General features: G+C 64.8%; 16 protein-coding genes. 6 read left to right on the top strand and 10 right to left on the bottom strand.

Going from position 1 to position 16,301, the window contains the following annotated elements; translation table 11 throughout:
* Positions 1 to 19: 19 nt before the first annotated feature.
* A complete protein-coding gene (locus B6V72_RS05335; protein ID WP_075774173.1) occupies positions 20 to 682 on the top strand; it encodes an arylesterase in 663 nt (220 codons plus the stop codon).
* A gap of 4 nt (positions 683 to 686) precedes the next feature.
* Here the strand turns inward: B6V72_RS05335 and B6V72_RS05330 are convergent, their stop codons facing one another.
* Positions 687 to 1,094, bottom strand: coding sequence for a hypothetical protein (locus B6V72_RS05330; RefSeq protein ID WP_088719671.1), 408 nt, complete (start codon positions 1,092 to 1,094; stop codon positions 687 to 689).
* 115 nt (positions 1,095 to 1,209) lie between these two features.
* On the opposite strand from B6V72_RS05330, the gene hemF reads away from it, so the two are divergent.
* Positions 1,210 to 2,109 (top strand): oxygen-dependent coproporphyrinogen oxidase, encoded by a 900-nt coding sequence (hemF, locus tag B6V72_RS05325; protein WP_075774171.1) that lies wholly within the window; start codon positions 1,210 to 1,212, stop codon positions 2,107 to 2,109.
* Positions 2,110 to 2,302: 193 nt separating this feature from the next.
* Here the strand turns inward: hemF and hemE are convergent, their stop codons facing one another.
* Positions 2,303 to 3,334 (bottom strand): uroporphyrinogen decarboxylase, encoded by a 1,032-nt coding sequence (gene hemE / locus B6V72_RS05320; protein ID WP_088719669.1) that lies wholly within the window; start codon positions 3,332 to 3,334, stop codon positions 2,303 to 2,305.
* Positions 3,335 to 3,432: 98 nt separating this feature from the next.
* On the opposite strand from hemE, the gene hemC reads away from it, so the two are divergent.
* Positions 3,433 to 4,386 carry a hydroxymethylbilane synthase gene (hemC, locus tag B6V72_RS05315; protein WP_075774169.1) on the top strand — a complete coding sequence of 318 codons (954 nt, stop codon included), beginning with the start codon at positions 3,433 to 3,435 and terminating at the stop codon, positions 4,384 to 4,386.
* Between the two features lie 16 nt (positions 4,387 to 4,402).
* On the opposite strand, the gene B6V72_RS05310 is transcribed toward hemC, so the two are convergent.
* Entirely contained in the window at positions 4,403 to 4,963 is a 561-nt protein-coding gene (locus B6V72_RS05310; protein WP_088727285.1) for a hypothetical protein, read from the bottom strand.
* A gap of 179 nt (positions 4,964 to 5,142) precedes the next feature.
* Here B6V72_RS05310 and B6V72_RS05305 point away from each other — a divergent pair, with 179 nt between their 5' ends.
* Complete coding sequence (locus tag B6V72_RS05305) at positions 5,143 to 6,348, top strand: hypothetical protein (RefSeq protein ID WP_075774167.1); 1,206 nt, start codon at positions 5,143 to 5,145, stop codon at positions 6,346 to 6,348.
* 4 nt (positions 6,349 to 6,352) lie between these two features.
* On the opposite strand, the gene B6V72_RS05300 is transcribed toward B6V72_RS05305, so the two are convergent.
* The 3 genes from B6V72_RS05300 to clpS all read right to left on the bottom strand — a co-directional run bounded on the left by B6V72_RS05300 (position 6,353) and on the right by clpS (position 8,688).
* The gene (locus B6V72_RS05300; RefSeq protein WP_075774166.1) at positions 6,353 to 7,162 is read right to left on the bottom strand and encodes an SDR family oxidoreductase; all 810 of its coding nucleotides are present in this window, start codon (positions 7,160 to 7,162) and stop codon (positions 6,353 to 6,355) included.
* A gap of 40 nt (positions 7,163 to 7,202) precedes the next feature.
* The gene (locus B6V72_RS05295; protein ID WP_088734936.1) at positions 7,203 to 8,282 is read right to left on the bottom strand and encodes a class I SAM-dependent methyltransferase; all 1,080 of its coding nucleotides are present in this window, start codon (positions 8,280 to 8,282) and stop codon (positions 7,203 to 7,205) included.
* 79 nt (positions 8,283 to 8,361) lie between these two features.
* Positions 8,362 to 8,688: an ATP-dependent Clp protease adapter ClpS gene (gene clpS, locus B6V72_RS05290; RefSeq protein ID WP_088722630.1), complete on the bottom strand. Its 327-nt coding sequence runs from the start codon at positions 8,686 to 8,688 to the stop codon at positions 8,362 to 8,364.
* 120 nt (positions 8,689 to 8,808) lie between these two features.
* Between clpS and B6V72_RS05285 the strand changes: the two genes are divergently transcribed.
* A complete protein-coding gene (locus B6V72_RS05285; RefSeq protein WP_088734934.1) occupies positions 8,809 to 9,507 on the top strand; it encodes an HAD family hydrolase in 699 nt (232 codons plus the stop codon).
* 270 nt (positions 9,508 to 9,777) lie between these two features.
* Complete coding sequence (locus B6V72_RS05280) at positions 9,778 to 11,583, top strand: D-alanyl-D-alanine carboxypeptidase family protein (protein ID WP_088735100.1); 1,806 nt, start codon at positions 9,778 to 9,780, stop codon at positions 11,581 to 11,583.
* A 191-nt stretch (positions 11,584 to 11,774) separates the two neighbouring features.
* Here the strand turns inward: B6V72_RS05280 and ccoS are convergent, their stop codons facing one another.
* From ccoS to ccoG, 4 genes are read right to left on the bottom strand one after another with little or no spacing between them, the layout of a single operon-like run.
* On the bottom strand, positions 11,775 to 11,936 hold the full coding sequence (gene ccoS, locus B6V72_RS05275; RefSeq protein WP_075774163.1) for a cbb3-type cytochrome oxidase assembly protein CcoS: 162 nt from the start codon (positions 11,934 to 11,936) through the stop codon (positions 11,775 to 11,777).
* 12 nt (positions 11,937 to 11,948) lie between these two features.
* Entirely contained in the window at positions 11,949 to 14,174 is a 2,226-nt protein-coding gene (locus B6V72_RS05270) for a cation-translocating P-type ATPase (protein ID WP_088734932.1), read from the bottom strand.
* A gap of 4 nt (positions 14,175 to 14,178) precedes the next feature.
* On the bottom strand, positions 14,179 to 14,643 hold the full coding sequence (locus B6V72_RS05265; RefSeq protein WP_075774161.1) for a FixH family protein: 465 nt from the start codon (positions 14,641 to 14,643) through the stop codon (positions 14,179 to 14,181).
* Entirely contained in the window at positions 14,640 to 16,088 is a 1,449-nt protein-coding gene (ccoG, locus tag B6V72_RS05260; protein ID WP_075774160.1) for a cytochrome c oxidase accessory protein CcoG, read from the bottom strand. The genes B6V72_RS05265 and ccoG overlap by 4 nt, the downstream gene beginning before the upstream one ends.
* Between the last annotated feature and the right edge of the window lie 213 nt (positions 16,089 to 16,301).

The following is a 16,301-nucleotide window of genomic DNA, read 5'->3' as shown; positions in this document are numbered from 1 at the left end:
AAAGGGATATGGGCCGCGCATGGGGATACGCAAGCGGATCGCGGCCGGTTTTATCGCCGCAGGGCTGGCTCTGAGCGCTGTGCCCGCGATGGCGGAGGTGTCGATCCTCGCGCTCGGGGACTCGCTGACCCAAGGCTACGGGCTCGATAATCCGACCGACGGGCTGGTCCCGCAGCTGCAAGGCTGGCTGCGCGATCACGGGCAGGATGTCAGCGTCATCAATGGCGGCGTCTCCGGCGACACGACGGCGGGCGGGCTGTCGCGGATCGACTGGCTCCTGACGCCGCAGCCCGATGCGGTGATCGTGGCTCTGGGCGGCAACGACCTGCTGCGGGGGTTGCCCCCGGAACAGGCGCGCGCGAACCTCGACGGCATCCTCGCGAAACTGCAGGCGAAGGACATTCCGGCACTGCTGGCAGGCCTTCCCGCACCGGGGAATTTCGGCCCGAAATACCAGAAGGATTTCGACGCGATCTATCCCGACCTGGCGAAGAAATACGATGCGGTTCTGGTGCCCAACCTGCTCGCCCCGATCACGGAGACTTCGATCGAGGAGCGCGCGAAGACCAACCTGATGCAGCCCGACAATATCCACCCCTCGCCTGCCGGCGTGAAAAAGGTGGTGGCGGCGCTGGGGCCGAAGGTGCTGGAGCTTCTGGCGAAGGTGAAGCCAGGGAGCTGAGCTCTCAGCTCTCCTCTTCGGGATAGGCCGCCTTGCAGGCTGCGATCTGCGCCTCGGCGGCCTTCGACAGTTCCGCCTGCCGCTTCAACAGAGCCTCCAGCTTGCGCTTTTCGATTACCGGATCTATCGGGATCGGTCGCTGGCGCGTCACAGTGTAATCCTCGAGGCACATGCGCGGCTTCTGGATCACCTTGTCGCCCTTGGTGATCGTGTCGTAGCCACAGATTTCCCACCGGCTCGACGTGGTCTCGTAGCTCTGCCACGCATAGCCGCGCGCGAGATTTCCCTGCACCTCGCTGACCAGATCGGTGACGCGGCGCAGTTCGGTCGTGGATTGCCGGATACAGCGCTCCTGCGGGGTGCCGCAGGCGGCGAGCAGGACGAGCGGGATCAGCATCAGGGCGTGGCGCATGGGCGGTCTCCTTCGCGTTCAGCCTACGCCCGCTTCCGCCCGCGATCAATCGCGCCCTTCCCGCACCCGCCCACGCCTGCTAAGGATCACGCCAGAGATTTGGGAGGCCCGACGCATGACAGACACGGTTGAGGATTTCGACGCCCGCAAGGCCCGCGCGAGCCAGTGGTTCTCGGACCTGCGCGACCGGATCGTGGCGGCGTTCGAGGGGCTGGAGGACAGTCATACCGAAGGTCCGCTGTCCGAGCAGGCGCCGGGTCGCTTCGAAGTCACCCCGACCGAGCGCAAGGGCCCCGCGGGCGAGGACCACGGCGGCGGCAAAATGAGCGTAATGCGCGGCGGTCGCGTCTTCGAAAAGGTCGGCGTGAACATCTCCACCGTGTGGGGCGAACTGGCCCCCCGCGCGCAAAAGGCGATGGCCGCGCGCGGCGTGCCGGGGATGGAGGAAGACCCGCGTTTCTGGGCCGCGGGCATTTCGCTGGTCGCGCATATGCAGAACCCGCATTGCCCCGCCGTACACATGAATACCCGGATGTTCTGGACGCCCGGCGCGTGGTGGTTCGGCGGCGGCGCGGACCTCAATCCGTGTCTTGAGTATGACGAGGACACCGCGCATTTCCACGCCGAGATGCAGGCCGCCTGCGACGCTCATGACAAGACCTATTACGACCATTTCAAAGCCTGGGCGGACGAGTATTTCTTCATCCCCCATCGCGGCCGTGCGCGTGGCGTCGGCGGTATCTTCTACGACGATCTGAACACCGATGAGTGGGAGGACGATTTCGCCTTCACCCAATCGGTGGGCGCGGCCTTCCTGCCCGCCTTCCAGCCGCTGATCGAGAAACGCCGCGTGCAGGACTGGTCCGAAGAGGACCGCGAAGCCCAGTTGCGTCATCGCGGGCTCTATGCCGAATATAACCTCGTCTATGATCGGGGCACGAAATTCGGGCTGGAAACCGGCCACAATGCGGATGCGGTCCTGATGAGCCTGCCGCCCGTCGCGAAGTGGTATTGAAGGGCTGATGGCCTCATGGGCGCGAGGTGGAGGGGCGCTGCCCCACCCGCGCGCAGGCACGTAAACGGAAAGAAAAGAGGGGCGCTGCCCCTCTTCGCTTACGCGAATTCACCCCGGGATATTTTTGCCAAGAGGAAGAGATAGTTGCGCGCCCGAATACTCGGACGCGCGCGCTCTCGGCCGAAATCGCGTGTCAGCCGTTGCGGATCGTCTCGACCATCAGCGCCACGTTCTCCGGATCGGCATCGGGAGTGATCCCGTGACCGAGATTGAAGATATGCGGCCCCTTGCTGAAGGCCTGCACCACGTGGCGGGTCTCGTCGATCAGCGCCTGACCTCCGGTGACCATATGCGAGGATGCGAGGTTGCCCTGTACGCAGCCCGACACCTGGACATGCTCTGCACCCCATTCCGGTGTCACCGAATTGTCGAGAGCGACGCAATCGGCGCCGGTCTTCTGATGGAAGCCGATATAGCCCTCGCCCGCCTCGCGCGGGAAGGCGATGACCGGCAGACCCGGGAAACGCGCTTTCATCTCGGCGATGATCTTGCGCGCCGGTTCGACGGCGAAGTCCTCGAAATCCTGGCCCTTGAGCGAGCCCGCCCAGCTGTCGAAGATCTTCACGACTTCGGCCCCGGCCTCGACCTGTTTCGAAAGGTATTCGATGGTCGAGACGGTCAGCAGGTCGATGATTTTCACGAAGGTCTCGCGGTCTTCGGCCTTCAGCGCATGCGCCGGACCCTGATCCTTCGTGCCACGCCCCGCGATCATGTAGGTCGCGACGGTCCACGGTGCGCCGGCGAAACCGATCAGAGTGGTCTCTTTCGGCAGTTCTTCCGAGAGGATCGAGACCGTCTCATAGACCGGATTCAGCGTCTCGTGGATGTCGTCCTTGGTCTTGAGCTTGGCGAAATCGTCGGCCCCGGTGATCGTCGAGAGGCGCGGGCCCTCGCCTGTCACGAACCACAGATCGGCGCCCAGAGCCTGCGGCAGGAGCAGGATGTCGGCGAACAGGATCGCCGCGTCGAAGCCGTAGCGGCGGATCGGCTGCAACGTCACTTCGGCGGCCAGTTCGGGGGTGTAGCACAGCGACAGGAAATCGCCCGCCTTCGCCCGCGTCGCGCGATATTCCGGCAGGTAGCGCCCCGCCTGCCGCATCATCCAGACCGGAGGGGTCGGCAGCACTTCGCCTTTCAAAGCTCGCAGGATCGTCTTGTCGGTCATTCTGGCGCCTCCTCTTTGCCCCCTTCGACGCGACCTGTGGCGTCATGTCAAGCGCGGGGCTTCTTGCAAGGTCCATCTGTCGCGGATATTCCGGGGCCATGACACAGATGCCCGATGCGAAATCCCCGCTCAAGATCGGCACCCGCGGCTCGCCGCTGGCGCTGGCACAGGCCTATGAGACCCGTGACCGGCTGATGGCCGCGCATGGCCTGCCCGAAGACGCTTTCGAGGTCGTGGTGATCAAGACCACGGGCGACGACCGGGCGATGATCGCGGCGGACAAACCGCTCAAGGAGATCGGCAACAAGGGCCTGTTCACGAAGGAAATCGAAGAGGCGATGGTCGATGGCCGCATCGATATCGCCGTGCATTCGATGAAGGACATGCCGACCGAGCAGCCCGAGGGACTGGTGCTCGATTGCTATCTGCCGCGCGAAGACGTGCGCGATGCCTTCGTCAGCTTGGAATACGACTCGATCATGGCCCTGCCCGAAGGGGCGACGGTCGGCACCTCCAGCCTGCGTCGCCGGGCGCAGCTTGCCCACGTGCGACCCGATCTGAAACTGGTCGAGTTTCGCGGCAATGTGCAGACCCGGCTGAAGAAGCTGGCGGACGGTGTCGCGGCTGCGAGCTTCCTTGCCTATGCGGGGCTGCGGCGTCTGGGGATGGAGGACTCGGCGCGCGGGCCCATCGCCCCCGAAGAGATGCTGCCGGCTGTCGCACAGGGCGCGATCGGGATCGAGCGCCGGATGGCCGATGCTCGCGCCGAGGCGCTTCTGGCCCCGATCCATGATCTGGTGACCGAGCAGCGCCTGCTGGCGGAACGCGCCTTCCTCGCGACGCTGGACGGCTCCTGCGAGACACCGATCGCCGGGCTCGCACTGATCGAGGGCGACCGGCTCTGGCTGCGCGGTCAGATCCTACGTCCCGACGGCTCCGAGGCGCTCGCGGGCGAGCGCTGGGGCAATATCGACGAGGGCGCCGCTATGGGCGAACACCTCGCGCGCGATCTGCTGTCTCAGGCGGGCGAAGGCTTCTTCGACTGGCGCTGAGCGCCCCGGCACCGGGTTAGCACAGAAGGTGACCCGCCGCGCGGCGCTCGAGCGCCCGCTCCATCTCGGGGATTTCGCCATCGCCGAAGCCGCGCAAGGCGAGGCGTTCCAGCGGGCTAATATCGCACCAGAGGTTTTTCAGCACCTTGTCGCGGCGCTTGCGCGGCACCTCGGCCAGACGCATTTCATAGATCTCGTCGGCCGCCGCCAGAAGACGCGGATGCAGGTTCTCGAGCAGCGGTTCGAAAGCGATGCGGGCGGATTTGGCGTTGCGGAGCCGCAGGATCGCCCCCTCGCCGACGGTCATCGTCTGGATCAGAGTCCAGTCCAGCACATCGGCAGCCCGGTGCGGCGGGATCGGGGCGTGACCGCTAAGGCCATAGGTCAGACAGAGCACATCGCGCTCGTCCCGTGGCATCGCCAGCACGACGCGGGCGCAATCCTGTTCCAAGGCAGTTTCGGCATCCTCCAGCCGCCCGAGGCGCGGTGTCGACACCTGCGATGGCGGCACCTCCGCGCGGACGAAGATATTGCGGATCACATTATCGAACTTCAGTGCGATATGACGCGAGAGCATGACACTTCCTTTTACATATACAACCTCTCCGCCCTGTCTTCTGAACGAGCTTTGCGGCACCGCCGTTCCCTCCCGAGAGCGGTTTTCCGCCGGGCTTTTCGCTAAGTCTTTGTAGGTCCACGAGGAAGGCTTGACGCCTCCCTCTTGCACTTGGTCGCCCGAAAGCGCAAAGCGGCGCCATGCTGCGCCCGATCCGCCTTGTCCTGTCCGATCCCGCCCTGCGCCTCGCCGCCGTGCTGCTCGTGCTGTTCGGCGCCCATGCGGCGACGATGGGGCCCTATGTCTCGGCGCTGGCGATCAAGGTGTTCGGCCTGTCGGATCGCGCCTATTCGGGAGTGCTGATGGTCGCCTCGGTGCTGTCGGTCTCGGCCTCGGTCGGACTTGGCATCCTCGCTGATCAGCGCGCGAACCGCCGCGCCATCGCACTTGGCACCTCGGCGATGCTGATCGCGGGCTCTGGGCTGGTGCTGGCGGGCGACAACTGGGTGGTCTTCGTGATCGCCAACGCGCTGATCCTGCCGCTCTCGGCGTCGATCTTCGGGCAGCTTTTCGCTCTGTCCCGTCTGGCGGCCTCGACCCATCCGGCAGAGGACCGACCCGCGATCCTCTCGACCCTGCGGGCACTTTTCGCGCTGCCTTGGGTCGTGGTGCTGCCGATCTGGTCGGTGATCTTCGATCAGGGGGCGGAGCTGACCTCGATCTACCCGGTGACGCTGACCCTCGGGGCCACGATCCTCGCGCTGACCTTCCTCTTCTGGCCGCGTGACGGGGCGACGCGCTGGCCCGACCCGAAATCCGGGCTGAGCTTCCGGCAATCCTTACGCGAGATGGCGAACCTGCCGATCCTTGCCCGCGTCGTGGCGCTTGGCACGATCAACGGGGCGGTGATGCTCTATCTCGTGGTGATGGGCTTGGTGTTCGAGGCGACGCCGGGCCGTGGGGCCGCCGATACCGCGCTCTATGCTGGCCTGATGGCGGGGCTGGAAGTGCCCTTCATGCTGGCGCTGCCGCTTGTTCTGGGACGGATCGAGCGGACGACGATGATCTGGGCGGGAGCCGCGCTTTACGCGACCCATCTGGGACTGATCCCGGTGCTGGCTGCAACGCCCTATGTCTGGTTTCTCGCCCTGCCCGGCGCGATCGGCGGCGCGGTCGTTCTGACCCAACCGATGGCCTATCTGCAGGACCTGCTGTCGAACCGGCCCGGCGCAGGAGCCTCGCTGATGGCGCTGCAAAAGCTGGCAGGCGATGGATTCTCCGCGGCAATCTTTGCCATCGGCACGGCTATTGCGGGTTATGAGCTGGCCGCGGCGGCAGGTGCGCTTCTGGGCGTCGCTGGCGCGGGCGCGCTTTGGGCGATGGACCGGCGCGCGGCGCGGTCCTGACCCCTTAGAAGGCCGGAACCTGCACGCGGTCCAGAAGGCTGCGTCCGCCGTCGACATTGATGATCTGCCCGGTGACGAAGCTCGCCCCCGAGGACGCCAGATACTGCACCGTCTCGGCCAGTTCCGACGGCGGTGCGATCCGGCCCAGCGGCGTGCCTTCGCAGATCGCCTCGCGCCAGTCGTCGTTTTCCTTCAGAGCATCCTGCAGCGAACGGCTCATCACCGAGGCGAAGCTGACACCGTTCACCCTAATCCGCTTCGGCGCGAGCGCCACGGCGAGCGAGCGGATCGCCTGATCTTGCGCAGCGCAGGCGATCGAATAGGCCATCAACTCGGGCTGGGTGCGGTTCGAGGCCAGCGTCGAGACATTGATGATCGAGCCGATCTCACCCTCGGTGCGACCCTCTTCCTCGGCCTGCTTGATCATCCGCTTCGCGGTCATCTGACTGACCCGCAAAGCCGATTTCATGTTCTGCGACAGCATCGAGTCGAGTACGTCCACCGACGGTTCGAGCGGGTCGCAGGGCGCGAAGGTGCGTGCGCAATTCACCAGGATGTCGATCCGGTCGAACGCGTCCACCGTGGCCGAGAGCAGGTTTTTCACCGCCAGCTTCTCGCACAGGTCGCCCGAGAAATAGCGCACCGGCCCTTCGGTCTTGGCGGTGTCGCCCAGTTCGGCGGCAAGCTTTTCTTCATCGATATCGGCGAACATCACCTGCGCGCCGCGATCGACGAAATGGCGCGCGATGGCCTGACCGATACCGTGGGCTGCGCCCGTGACGATGACGGTCTTGCCGGAAACAGAAAGGGACATTGGGTGTCTCCTCGTGGATGTTGAGGCAGGTTAGGCGAGCTTAGCGCCGCTTGCGAGGGGCAAGGGTACGTTTCGGCTCGGCTGTGGCGCGCATGCCCGCAGATTTCCCCGGGGTCTTTCCGGCCGGGATCGGCTTGGCTGCGCGGATGATACGAAAACGGGTGGAGGGGCCGCTGGGCGGCGTGATCTCTTCGATCTCGTGGAACGCGGTGGCGAGCGCGTCGGCATAGGGCAAATGGCGGTTCGCGACCATCCAGAGCGTGCCCGACAGCGACAGCATACCACGCGCAGCCTGAATGAAGGCCAGCCCCAGCGCCGGATCTGCGCCGCGTGCAGCCCCGTGGAAGGGCGGATTCATCACGACGGCAGTGTAGCGCTCTTCCGGCGCATGCCGCGTGGCATCCGCCCAAAGGAACCGTGCGCGCGGATCGGAAATATTGCGTTTCGCGCAGTCCAGGGCGACCGCATCCGATTCCACCAGATCGAGACGCTCGACGCCCTTACGTGCAAGGATTTGCGCCGAGAGCCAGCCCCAGCCGGCGCCGAGATCGGCTACCTTCGCGGGCAGCGTCTCGGGCAGGCATTCGGCCAGAAGCGCTGAACCCTCGTCCACCGCATCCGCGGAAAACACACCCGGACGGGTCACGAAACCTTCGACAGGATGGATATCCCGCGCCGCCCAGTCGCTCAGCAGATCTGGGTCTGCCGCGAACCATGCGATCTTGCCATGGGCCTTCGCGATCGGCGCGGACAGGTCCACCCGTCCCCGCAATTCCTTGAGCAGCGAGTCGATCCCTTCGGTCTTCACCCCGTCGACATAGATCGGCCCGCCAGGAGCCACACGCTGGCACGCATCGGCGATCAGGGCGCGGGCCTCCGCCTTGGCGCGGGGCGCGAAGATGATCGCGGCGGCATAGCTGCCTTCGGCGCTCGGCGAGACGCGGAGGCCGCGCTGTGAGAGAACGTCGTGATCGGGTTTCTCGGGCTGGATCGCGACGAGGCGATCAACCGGCAGGCCGCCAAGATCCAGCGTGCCCACGGGCGAAAACAGCGCAATGTCTCCCTCGGGCGGAAGCGCCTCGGGCATCTCGAGAGCGAGCGAAAGTCGCGGATGGCTCATGCAGGGAACCCTCTGAAAGAAACGAGCCCGCCAGATAGGCGGGCGCGACTGAATTTGCAAGGAACCGCTTTGGCGGCGTTTATTCCTTCTCCATCGTGCATTGCAGCGGGTGCTGGTGGCGGCGCGCGAAATCCATCACCTGCGCCACCTTCGTCTCGGCCACCTCGAAAGAGAACACGCCGACCACAGCGAGGCCCTTCTTGTGCACGGTCAGCATGATCTCGAACGCCTGTGCGTGGTTCAGCCCAAAGAACCGCTCGAGGATATGCACGACGAATTCCATCGGCGTGTAATCGTCGTTGAGCAGCATCACCTTGTACATCGGCGGGCGCTGCGTCTTCGGCCGCGTCTTGGTCGCGAGGGACGCATCGTTATCGCTGTCGTCCTGGTCGTCGTCGGACATCATGTAAAGAGGCTCGGTCAAGGGCGCTCCGGCATCAGGATTCGTTGAGGGGCTCTGGCGGAATATAGGGTCTTCGTGACATATGAAAAGTCCCTCAACACCTCCAGCGAGAAAGGCGGGACGATGCAGCTGACGGCGATTGGCTTCGATGCGGATGACACGCTTTGGCACAACGAGCGTTTCTTCAAACTCACGCAGGGGCGCTTCACCGAATTGCTGCGCGAGCACGCCGAACCCGATCATCTGGCAGAGCGGCTGATCGCGGCGGAACGTCGCAACATCACGCATTATGGCTTTGGCGTCAAAGGCTTCACCCTGTCGATGATCGAAACCGCCATCGAGGTGAGCGAGGGTCGCGTGCCCGCCACGATCCTGTCGGAGATCCTCGCCGCCGGGCGCGAGATGCTCTCGCATCCGATCGAGTTGCTGCCGCACGCGCGCGAGACGATCGAGGCGCTGTCGGACGACTACCGCATCCTGCTGGTGACGAAGGGCGACCTGATTGACCAGGAGCGAAAGCTGGCGCAGTCGGGCCTCGGCGATCTGTTCGACGCGGTCGAAATCGTCTCGGACAAGAAGGCCCCGGTCTATGCCGAGATTTTCGCGCGCCACGCCGAAGGCGCGGAGCACGGGCTGATGGCGGGGAATTCGCTGAAATCCGACGTGATCCCGATGATCGAGGCAGGCGGCTGGGGCGTGCATGTGCCCCATGAATTGACATGGGCCTTCGAGCATGCGGAGGCTCCGTCAGCGCATCCGCGCTTCGCGGAATTGCCGGACCTCGGCGCGCTGCCGGACCTGATCGCAAAAATCACGAATTGAGCCCTGCTTTGCGTGGCGTCACGCTCCGCTAACCTCACGCTTTCGTGCGCCTCCAGCACCACAGATAGACGAATTTCCGAGAAGACCCCACCACATATTGTGGTATTGCATGAATGTCGCAGTGAAAGTGCTTGAAAATAGGGAGTTTTCAGCCTGATAGAGCCGTGCTACGCTTCTCGCTAATATAAACCCCGGAAACCGGCCGAAGATCGGTACCACCACAAGGGGTCAAATTGAGGCAGTGAAATAGGTGAAGCCGTGACCACGCTGATGCGCTGGGTCCGTGATGGGCTATTCGTAATCCTTCTGACACTCATTGCGCCGATCGCTGCGCAGGCCGCCCCTTACGCGGCGATGGTCATGGACATGCGATCGGGCGAAGTTCTCTACTCCAAAAACGCCGATACGCCACTGCATCCGGCCTCTCTGACGAAGATGATGACGCTCTACATCACCTTCCAGGCTATCGAGCATGGCGAGTTCAGTCTCGACTCGATCGTTACCGTCACCAAGCACGCCGCCAGCCAGCCGCCCTCGCGACTCGGCCTGCGCCCCGGCCAGAAGATCGCCGTGCGCTACCTGATCCGCGCTGCCGCAATCAAATCGGCCAATGACGCCGCCGCAGCTCTCGGCGATTACATCGGCGGCTCGGAGGAAGGCTTCGCCGCGCGGATGAACCGCACCGCCCGGCAGCTGGGCATGAAGAACACCCATTTCGTCAACGCCAACGGCCTGACCCGCAAGGGCCACCTGTCCTCGGCACATGACATGACGATCATGGGCCGCCACCTGTTCTTCGACTTCCCGCAATATTACAACATCTTCTCGCGCCGCTCGGCGGATGCGAAAGTGCGCACCGTCTATTCGACGAACCGCAAGTTCCTCGCTGCCTACAAGGGCGCGGACGGGATCAAGACCGGCTACACCTCGGCCTCGGGCTTCAACCTGACCGCCTCCGCGAAGCGTGGCGACAAGCGCATCATCGCGACCGTCTTCGGCGGCACTTCGACCGCGCAGCGCAACGCGAAAATGGCCGATCTGCTGGATATGGGCTTCAAGCGCGCGCCGGCCCACGCGCGCACGATCCGCCCTGCGATCCCGCAATACATCGCCCCTGCGCAATCGCCGATGCTGATGGTGAATCTCGCGCCGAAGAAGAGCCCGCGTCCCGATATCCGTCCGACCGTGCCCAATGCGGATAGCGATGCAATCTCGACCGCGCTCGCCGCTGCGGTGCAGGCCGATCAGGTGGACGAAGTGACCGATATCCCCGAGGACGTGGCCGAAGGCGCTCAGGACGGCGCGGCAGGCGCGGAGGACGTGGTCGTCGCCGATGCCGGCACGCTCGGGATCGGCGCGGAGATCACCGCAAGCCCCCGCCCGCAGCGCAACCCGCGCGACATCCAGATCGCGGACGTGACCAAGTCGCTGCCCGCCGAAGTGACCAAGGCCACGCCGCTGGCGCAGGCACAGGCGCATGACGCCGCTGTCGCTGCAGACAAGGCGGGCCAGGACGGCACCGAAAAGCCGAGCGACGTGCAGCTAGCCTCCTACGATCCCGGCGCATCGGACGGTCCGAAATTCGTTCAGTCCACCAAACCGCAGCCCGAGACGGTCGAGCTGGCCGAGGCGCATACGCTCGACCTCGACGGAAACGGCAAGGCCAACGGCGCCAAGGCCCCGTCCAGCTTCGTGCAGTCGACGGATCCGCAGCCCGAGACCGCGCAGATGGCCGCAGCTCCCGAGAAGCGCAAGAGCGAGATCATCCTCGCCGCGCTCACCCCGCCGGCCCCCGGCCCGGCGCAGAAACCGCGCGTGGTAGCGCGCGTGTCCAGCTCGGGCGGGCGCAACTGGGGCGTCAGCCTCGGCCTGTTCGGTTCGCGCTTCGCGGCGGAGCGTCACATGCTGACCACCGCGCTGATGGAAAGCGACACGCTAGGCGAGGCGCTGCGCAAGGTCGCGACGCGCAAGACCGGATACGAGGCGAATTTCGTGGGAATGACCCAGGACATGGCGCAACTGGCCTGTGCAAGGCTCGAAGCACGCGCTATGGACTGCAAAGTGGTCGGTCCCTGAGATTCTTCCTCCCTCGGGGACAAAGAGAGAAAGCCGCGCCTGGTCAGCGCGGCTTTTTCTTATCCGGGGCCTCATGCGGTCCGCCGCGTGGAGCGCCACGGGGGAGCCTCCGGCGGGGATATTTGAACCAAGGCGAAGGGGGCGCAAGTCTGTCGGGATCGCCCCTGCCCTTCTCCGAGCCCTTCGGGCACTCAATCCTGCTTCGGGCGGTCGTCGAACTCGTCCGACAGGATGCGCTCGGCATCGCCTTTCGGGTCGTCATACTGATTGGTCTTGAGCGACCAGAAAAACGCCCCGAGGCCAATCCCGCCGAGCAGTAGGGAAATCGGAATCGAATAGAGAAGAACCTCCATGCGGGGCTCCTTTCAGCGCAGGCGTAGTGAGTTGAGCGACACCGTGATCGAACTGGCCGACATGGCGAGCGCCGCCATCAGCGGCGTCGCAAGCCCGGTCAGCGCGAGCGGCACGGCGAAGATATTGTAGACGATGGAGATGCCGAAGTTCTGCTTGATCCGGCGACGCGCGCGCACCGAGATCGAGGCGGCGTCGGAAACCGGCGCGAGGTCCTTGCCCAGCAGCACGATATCCGAAGCCGTCCGCGCCGCGTCGAGCGCGGAGGCAGGCGAGACCGAGACATGGGCCGCGGCCAGCGCGGCGGTGTCGTTCAGCCCATCGCCCACCATCAGCACGCGGTGGCCCTGTTGGGTGAGATCGTTTACCAGCTGCGCTTTCTCGGCAGGCAAGGCGCCGGCGCGGTAGGCCTCGATCCCGAGGCGCGCGGCGAGATCGCTCACCGCCCCTTCGACATCGCCCGAGACCAGCCAGACCTGCTTGCCCTGCGCCTTCAGACCGGCCACGGCCTCTTCGGCGCCGGTGCGCAGCGTGTCGGCGAAGCGGATCGAGATCGGGGTCGCATCGCCGATCTTGAGATGGGTCGCGGTGGTCGTGCCGTCCTCGGCACCGATCCAGTTCGCACGGCCGAGGCGCACGCGCTGCTCCTGCCAGACGCCCTCGACGCCGTAGCCAGGAACTTCGCGCAGATCGGTGAGCGTGGCGGGGACGCCCCCCTGCCCTGCCGCGGCCTCGTGCAGCGCGCGGGCGAGCGGGTGGCTCGACCCTTCGGCCAGCGCCATCGCGACGGAGAGCGCCTCGGGCGACAGATCGGAGAGGTTCTGCGGACGCGGCGCGCCCATGGTCAGCGTACCGGTCTTGTCGAAGACGACCGTGTCGATCTCGGCCAAACGCTCCAGCGCGGTGCCGTCCTTGATCAGCAGCCCCTTGCGGAACAGCTTGCCCGATGCGGCGGTCACCACCGCAGGCACGGCGAGCCCCAGCGCACAGGGGCAGGTGATGATCAGCACGGCAGCGGCGATATTAACCGCCAGACGGAAGTCACCGCCGGTGATCCACGCCCAGGCGCAGAAGGCGGTGAAGGACAGGATATGCACGATCGGCGCATAGGCTCGCGCTGCCCGTTCGGCGAGCGAGGTGTATTTGGTCTTCGCACTCTCGGCCATCGCGACGAGATCGGCCATGCGGTGCAGCGAACTGTCGCGCCCGGCTGCCGTCACGCGCAGGGTCAGCGGCCCGGTCAGGTTCACTTCGCCGGCGGAGAGCGCCATTCCGGGCAGCACCTGAACGGGAAGGCTTTCACCCGTCAGGAGCGAGCGGTCGCTCTCGGATTGGCCGTCGGTCACTTCGCCATCGGCAGGGATGCGGCCACCGGGGCGCACCCGGATCAGGTCGCCCACAGCCAGTTCGCCCACGGGCACGATGACTTCCTCGCCGTCGCGCAGAACGGTCGCGCGCGGCACTTCCAGCGCGGCCAGTTCCTCGGCCGCCGAACGGGCCACGGCCCGCGTGCGGTAATCGAGATAGCGCCCCACCAGCAGGAAGAAGGTGAGCATCGTCGCCGCTTCGAAATAGGCATGCGCACCGGAATGCATCGTCTCGAACAGCGAAATCCCGAGCGCGAGCAGGATCGCGAGCGAGATCGGCACATCCATTCCCAGACGCCCGCCGCGCAGGGAAGACCAGGCATTGGCGAAGAACGGCTGGCCCGCGAAGATCGTGGTAGGCAGCGCAATCGCCGCCGAAATCCAGTGGAAGAGGTCGCGCGTCGAATCCTCGGCCCCCGACCAGACCGCGATCGAGAGCATCATGATGTTCATCATCGCGAAACCCGACACGCCGATCCGCATCAGCAGGTCGCGCCCGCGCTTGTCGGCCTCGGTCGCAGACAGCATGCCGGGATCAAGCTCGTGCGCCTCATAGCCGATCTTGTCGAGCGCCGCGATCAGCCCCGCCGGTTCGACATCGCCCGCCGCATCGACGGAGGCGCGCTTCAGCGTCAGGTTGACCCGGGCCGACTTCACGCCCGGCTGTTTCATCAGCTCGCGCTCGACATCGGTGATGCAGACCGCGCAATGCGCCGTGGGAAGCGAGAGCATGATCCGCGCGCCCTTGACGTCACCCGATTTCGCCATCTGCTCCGCCGAGGGGGCCGCGATGCAGGCCGGACAGGCCGAGGCCGAGACGCGCTCGTCTTCGAACGGTTCGTTGCGTGTGGGCGAAGCGGGCGACACCGACATCGGTTCAGCCTTTCACGAAGAGGTCGATCCGCTGACGGAACTCCGTGCCGTCTGCGGCTTTCGCGTCGAGATGCACCAGCCAGACGCCCGGAGCAAGGTCGACCTTGGAGGTGAAGATGCCACCGACATAGTCGAAATCGGGGGTCATGTCCTCGCGGACGTGGGTCGTCCGCCCGACCAGCGCCTTGAACTCGGCCACCCGCGCGGGCAACCCGTTCTCGTCGCGGATGACGAAGCTGAGCTTGCCGTCGGAATAGTCCGGCGACACAGTCCAGCCAAGCGCATCCTGCGCGCGTTTTTCTTCGTTGAAGGACTGCGAGGCGACATAGGAATTGTCGACCTCGAGGCCGGGAAACGTGCTGATCGCCTGCCACGCCATGACAAAGTTGACCGCGATGATCACCCCGAAGGAGCCCACCGCGATCATCAGCACTTTTCTTCCGGTCAGCGGTTTCGCCATCTCGGTCATTGTACCCTTCCGTTGAATACGGTCGTTTCCGACACGCGGTCAGTATTGGTCATGTCCTCGATCCACATCGTCAGTTCGGTGCGTTCGCTGGTGGCGATGGACGAACCGGGATCGGCGACAATATAGACCCTTTGGGTCATGGTTTCATCCGCGGGCACCGTCACGGTGGTCCCGTCCTGGCCTTCGAGCAACACGCTCAGCGTGCTCTGGTCGGCCGGATCGGGCGCCTTGACGGAGACCTTGAACTCGGTCGCCTCGCCCGCCTTGTTGCGCAGCCGCAGCGTGTAGATGTTCCGGATCGCGCCCGACGGTTCCACCACGAAGAGCGGATCGCGGTTCGGGGTCACGTTGAAATCGATGGGCGAGCGCATAAACAGCGCGACCACGAGGCCGACCCCGATCAGCGACCACATCGCGAAATAGAGGATGGTGCGCGGGCGCAGGATGTGCTTCCAGACATTGACGACCGGGTTGCCAGAACGCTCGTTCGCTTCGTCCTTCAGGGCCATGTAGCCGATCAGGCCGCGAGGTTTGCCGATCTTGTCCATGACCTCGTTGCAGGCGTCGATGCACAATCCGCAGGTGATGCATTCGAGCTGTTGGCCATCGCGGATATCGATGCCCATCGGGCAGACGTTGAAACAAGCCATGCAGTCGATGCAATCGCCCTGCGTCGGGTCGTGCTGTCCCTTCTTGAGCTTGCCGCGCGGCTCGCCCCGCCATTCGCGATAGGCGATCGTGATCGTGTCTTCGTCCATCATCGCGGCCTGAATGCGCGGCCACGGACAGGCGTAGATGCAAATCTGTTCGCGCGCGAAGCCGCCGAAAGCGAAGGTCGTGAGCGTTGCCACCGCGATCGTCGTGTAAGCGATCGGCGAGGCGCTGCCGGTGAACAGATCGTGCAGCAGCGTCGGCGCATCGGTGAAATAGAACACCCAGGCCCCGCCCGTCGCGACACCGATCAGAAGCCAGAGCACCCATTTGGTGATCCGCTTGCGGACCTTCTCGGCGTTCCATTTCTGGCGCAGCAGGCGGATACGTGCGTTGCGGTCGCCCTCGACCCAGCGCTCGACGAGGATGAACAGATCGGTCCAGACGGTCTGCGGGCAGGCATAGCCGCACCAGACGCGCCCCAGCGCCGAGGTGAACAGGAACAGCCCCAGACCGGCCATGATCAGCAGACCCGCGACGAAGTAGAATTCATGCGGCCAGATTTCGATCATGAAGAAGAAGAAGCGACGGTTCGCGAGGTCCAGAAGCACCGCTTGATCGGGCAGCTCCGGCCCACGATCCCAGCGAATCCACGGCGTGATGTAATAGATGCCGAGCATCACCGCCATCAACACCCATTTCAAGTTGCGGAACTGGCCATGCACACGGCGCGGGAAAATCGGCTCGCGGGCGGCGTAGAGCGGCGGGGGATCGACTGGTTCGGTGGAGCTCACGACTCTCTCCGTTCATAAATCATTCTGCGTCAACGGTTCTTCTGGTATGACACAGTCGTGAAGACTTTGACCTGCGTCAAAAAGACAGGTCTCCCATACAGGAAATCGTCACTGGTTGGTGTTTTCACTCGTCATCGGCATATGCTGCCTGCTTGAAAAGCCACGACATCAGGTGGCGTTGCGCCGGTCGCCTCACGCCCGGTCGCGTTCCCG

It is taken from the genome of Thioclava sp. F34-6 (genome assembly GCF_002213235.1).
Taxonomy (GTDB): Bacteria; Pseudomonadota; Alphaproteobacteria; order Rhodobacterales; family Rhodobacteraceae; genus Thioclava; species Thioclava nitratireducens.
Note: the sequence above shows the minus strand (reverse complement) of the source record. Positions and strands in the feature narration are given on the sequence as shown.